This window comes from Mycobacterium sp. TH-M103, from assembly GCF_057473785.1.
Map to the genome: position 1 here is coordinate 1 of NZ_JBYCLG010000334.1, position 4,768 is coordinate 4,768.

The following is a 4,768-nucleotide window of genomic DNA, read 5'->3' on the forward strand; positions in this document are numbered from 1 at the left end:
TCCCGCACCTGATCGCCTCCGGCGACGGGCACGTCGTCAACATCTCGAGCGTGTTCGGGCTGTTCTCGGTGCCGGGGCAGGCCGCCTACAACTCCGCCAAGTTCGCCGTCCGCGGCTTCACCGAGGCGCTGCGGCAGGAGATGATCCTGGCGGGTCGCCCGGTGGGCGTGACCACGGTTCATCCCGGCGGCATCAAGACCGCGATCGCGCGCAATGCCACCGCCGCCGAGGGGCTCGACCGTGACGAACTGGCCAGGACGTTCGACAAGCAGATGGCGCGGACCAGCCCGCAGCGGGCCGCCGAGATCATCCTGGACGCGGTGCGCAAGAACAAGGCCCGGGTGCTGGTCGGCGGCGACGCCAAGGTGCTCGACATCCTGGTGCGGCTGACCGGGTCGGGCTACCAGCAGCTGTTCAGCCCGGTGATGCGCCGGATGCTGCCCCCCACGCGCTAACGGCCCAGCGGGTGTTCGGCCAGCCATCCCCCGGCCACGGCCTGCGGATCGGCACCGCCTGCGACCTGGCGGCGCATCCCGGCCAGCGCCGCGGTGTCGAGCACTCCGGCCACTTCGTTGACCGCCAGCAACTGGCGTTCGCTCAAGGCGTTACGGCGGTACAGCGGCACGACGTTCTCGGCGCGGATCAGCGCGGGCTTGCCGTCGGCCAGCGCGACCAGGTCGGGGGGAATGCTTGGGTCGGCGGTGGTGGCCCACGCCGCCGTCAGCCGCGCATCCCGCAGCGCGGCGAACATCGTTGCATCGTCGGGGAATTCGCGCGCGGCGGGGAGCTTGCAGGAGCCGACCGACGGGGGTGTGCGGCGCCCGGAAACCGCCCCGAGGACGAGCCCGGCGCAATGTTTGGGCAGAGCGGCGAGCTCGGCGCCGGTGTCACTGCCGCCCCACGCCCGGGCGGTGGCCCCGGTGACCAGCACGACGGGTTTGTCCTCCGCGGCCGTCGTGTAGTCACCGGCGGCGATGCCCTCGGGCAGGGCGGCGACCATGGCCCGGTACACCTGCTTGTCGGAGAGCGCCGGAGCGTCCGGTTGCAACGCGTGCAGCGTCCGGCCGGTAAAGGCGGGGACGACGAGGAACGCGCCGGAGTCCAGCTGTGCCATCGGGTCGGCGCCGGTGCGCGCGTCCGCCGCGAAGCCGTAGGACCGCAGCGCCGCCACGTAGAGGGCGGCCAGCAGCGTCGACTCGGGGTCGGGGCGGGATCCGACGACCAGCGGGGTGGCGCGGTGGTCGTCGCTGCCGCAGCCGGCGACCACCAGCAGGGCGGCGAGCAGCAGCGCCGCCAGCCTGCCGACACTCACCCCGTGCGGGCTGCGGTGTCCGCGGCGATGGCCACCGCCTTGGCCACAGCTTCCCCGACGCGCAGGTCCAGCGGACTCGGGACGATCCGGTCGGGGGCCAGGTCGTCGCTGACCACGGAGAAGATCGCCTCGGCGGCAGCGACCATCATCTTCTCGGTGATCCGGCCGGCCTTGGCGTCCAGCGCGCCGCGGAACACTCCCGGGAAGGCCAGCACGTTGTTGATCTGGTTGGGGAAGTCGCTGCGCCCGGTGGCCACCACCGCCGCGTGCCGGGCCGCGACCTCGGGATGGATCTCGGGGTCGGGGTTGGACAGCGCGAACACGATCCCGTCGGGCGCCATCGTGGCGATCAGCTCCTCGGGAACGAGACCGCCCGACACCCCGAGGAACATGTCCGCGCCGGCGAGGGCCTCGACCATGCCGCCGGTCAGACCGCTCGGGTTGGTGCGCTGAGCCAGACCGACCTTGGCGCTGTTCATGTCGTCACGGCCGGTGTGCAGGATGCCGCGCGAGTCCAGCACGGTGATGTCCGACACGCCCATCGCCATGAGCAGGTTGGTGCACGCGACGCCCGCGGCTCCGGCCCCGGAGACCGCGACCCGCAGCGAGGACATGTCGCGGCCGAGCAGCTTGGTCGCGCCCATCAGCGCGGCCAGCACGACGATCGCGGTGCCGTGCTGGTCGTCGTGCATGACCGGGCAGTCCAGGGCCTCGACGAGGCGGCGCTCGATGTCGAAGCAGCGCGGCGCGGAGATGTCCTCGAGGTTGACCGCGCCGAACGTCGGGCGCAGCCGCACCAGCGTCTCGACGATCTCGTCGGGATCCTTGGTGTCCAGCACCACCGGGATGGCGTTGAGCCCGCCGTACGCCCGGAACAGGGCGCACTTGCCCTCCATCACCGGCAGCGACGCCGCGGGCCCGATGTCGCCCAGGCCCAGCACCGCGCTGCCGTCGCTGACCACCGCCACCAGCCGGTTCGCCCACGTGTAGCGCGCGGCCAGCGTGTGATCGGTCGCGATCGCCCGGCTGACCTGCGCCACCCCTGGGGTGTAGGCGATCGACAGGGCGCGCTGGGTGTCCAGCGGGGCGTTCAGCGCCACGGAAAGCTTTCCGCCCGCGTGCGCCTCGAAGATCTCCTCGTCGTGGATGACGATCGGGGAATGCTCGTGTTCCGGCACGCGCCCAGGGTACTGAATTACCGATTAGTAGACCTAATCGGCGCCTCGCTGGCCGGCCTCAGATCAGGCCCAGCTCCGTGACCGCCTTGCGCTCGTCGGCCAGCTCCGCGGTCGTCTTGTCGATGCGGGCACGGGAGAAGTCGTCGATTTCGAGGCCGGTGACGATCGACCAGTTGCCGTCCTTGGTGGTCACCGGGAACGACGACATCAGGCCCTCCGGCACGCCGTAGGAACCATCGGAGAGCACCGACATCGAAACCCAGTCACCCTCCGGCGAGCCCAGCAGCCAGTCGCGGGCCGCGTCGACGGTGGCCGACGCGGCCGAGGCCGCCGAGGAGGCGCCGCGGGCGTCGATGACGGCCGCGCCACGCTTGGCGACGGTCGGGATGAAGTCGTTCTCGATCCAGGCCTGGTCGCCCACGACCTGGGCCGCGTTCTTGCCGTTGATCTCGGCGTGGAACAGGTCGGGGTACTGGGTGGCCGAGTGGTTGCCCCAAATCGTCATCTTCTTGATGTCGGTGACCGCGACGCCGGCCTTCTTGGCCAGCTGCGTCAGCGCCCGGTTGTGGTCGAGGCGGGTCAGCGCGGTGAACCGCTCGCGCGGGATGTCCGGGGCGTTGCTCATCGCGATCAGGCCGTTGGTGTTGGCCGGGTTGCCGGTGATCAGGACGCGGATGTCGTCGGCCGCCACCGAGTTGAGGGCCTTGCCCTGCGCGGTGAAGATCGCCCCGTTGGCCTCGAGCAGGTCGCTGCGCTCCATGCCCGGGCCGCGCGGGCGGGCGCCGACCAGCAGCGCCAGGTTCGCGCCGTCGAAGATCTTGTTGGCGTCCGAACCGGTCTCGATGCCCGCCAGTAGCGGGAAGGCGCAGTCGTCGAGTTCCATCACGACGCCCTCGAGCGCCTTGAGTGCGGGCTCGATCTCGAGCAGGCGCAGCTCGATCGGGCGATCGGGACCCAGCAGCGAACCGCTGGCCAGGCGGAACAACAGGCTGTAGCCGATCTGGCCGGCGGCGCCGGTGACGGCGACCTTGAAAGGACTTGCGCTCACGTCGGTTTACTCCTTGAGGAGAAGGTCTTGCGGTTCAGGTTTCAGGTCGAAACTATCGCACCGCGCCCGGCGCCCAATCCCCGCACCCGGATGTCGCGCTGAAGAGCCGGAACACGCGTAGCATGAAGCACCGCCGGTCAGACCTGCGCTGCGATCGGAGGTAAATGTGTTCGAGGGATTCGACGCATTACCTGAAGCTTTGCGGCCGATCGCCAAGCCGCAGCCCCGCGTCTACCAGCATCACGTGCACCCCGAACCGGGCCGCGGCGCTCCCCTGGTCGACTGCGGCGTCTACGTCGACGGCCACCGGTTGCCCGGCAGATACGGCTACGCCGACGCGCTGGACAAGGTGCGCGAGGTCGAGCTCGTCGACCACGAGGCGTTCGTCTGGATCGGGTTGCACGAACCCGACGTCGAGCACATGCAGGAGGTGGCCGACGTGTTCGGGCTGCATCCGCTGGCGGTCGAGGACGCCGTGCACGCCCACCAGCGGCCCAAGCTGGAGCGCTACGACGAGACGCTGTTCCTCGTGCTGAAGACGGTGAACTACGTCGAGCACGAATCGGTCGTGCTGGCCCGGCAGATCGTGGAAACCGGCGAGATCATGATCTTCGTCGGCAAGGGGTTCGTCGTCACGGTGCGCCATGGCGAGCACAGCGGGCTGGCCGATGTGCGCAAGCGGATGGACACCGACCCCGAGCATCTGCGGCTGGGGCCCTACGCGGTGATGCACGCCATCGCCGACTACGTGGTGGACCACTACCTCGGCGTGACGCGCCTGATGGAGGTCGACATCGACGCCATCGAGGAGGTGGCGTTCTCGCCGGGCCGCACCCTGGACGTGGAGCCGATCTATCTGCTCAAGCGCGAGGTCGTCGAGCTGCGCCGGTGCGTGAGCCCGCTGTCCACCGCGTTCTCGCGGATGCAGACCGAGAACAAGGACCTGATCTCCAAGGAGGTGCGGCGCTACCTGCGCGACGTCGCCGACCACCAGACGGAGGCCGCGGACCAGATCAGCGCCTACGACGACATGCTCAACTCGCTGGTGCAGGCCGCGCTGGCCCGCGTGGGCATGCAGCAGAACAGCGACATGCGCAAGATCTCGGCTATTGCGGGCATCCTCGCGGTGCCCACGATGGTCGCCGGGATCTACGGGATGAACTTCGCCGACATGCCCGAGTTGCACGCGGAGTGGGGCTACCCCGCGGTGCTGAGCGGGATGTTCCTCGT

At 69.9% G+C, this 4,768-nt stretch carries 5 protein-coding genes; 2 read left to right on the plus strand and 3 right to left on the minus strand.

All coding sequences use genetic code 11. The features are described 5' to 3' along the window. Positions 1-455: SDR family NAD(P)-dependent oxidoreductase (locus AC2VOR_RS18600; RefSeq protein WP_486964282.1), on the plus strand; the 455-nt coding region annotated here is incomplete at its 5' end. Here AC2VOR_RS18600 and AC2VOR_RS18605 read toward each other — a convergent pair. From AC2VOR_RS18605 to AC2VOR_RS18615, 3 genes are read right to left on the minus strand one after another with little or no spacing between them, the layout of a single operon-like run. Beyond that, entirely contained in the window at positions 452-1,312 is an 861-nt protein-coding gene (locus AC2VOR_RS18605; protein WP_369737567.1) for a glycine betaine ABC transporter substrate-binding protein, read from the minus strand. The two genes, AC2VOR_RS18600 and AC2VOR_RS18605, sit on opposite strands and share 4 nt — an antisense overlap. Further along, complete coding sequence (locus AC2VOR_RS18610; protein WP_369737566.1) at positions 1,309-2,490, minus strand: NAD(P)-dependent malic enzyme; 1,182 nt, start codon at positions 2,488-2,490, stop codon at positions 1,309-1,311. The genes AC2VOR_RS18605 and AC2VOR_RS18610 overlap by 4 nt, the downstream gene beginning before the upstream one ends. A gap of 58 nt (positions 2,491-2,548) precedes the next feature. Continuing rightward, positions 2,549-3,538, minus strand: coding sequence for a malate dehydrogenase (locus AC2VOR_RS18615; protein WP_369737565.1), 990 nt, complete (start codon positions 3,536-3,538; stop codon positions 2,549-2,551). Positions 3,539-3,704: 166 nt separating this feature from the next. Here AC2VOR_RS18615 and AC2VOR_RS18620 point away from each other — a divergent pair. Continuing rightward, positions 3,705-4,768: magnesium and cobalt transport protein CorA (locus AC2VOR_RS18620; RefSeq protein WP_486964283.1), on the plus strand; the 1,064-nt coding region annotated here is incomplete at its 3' end.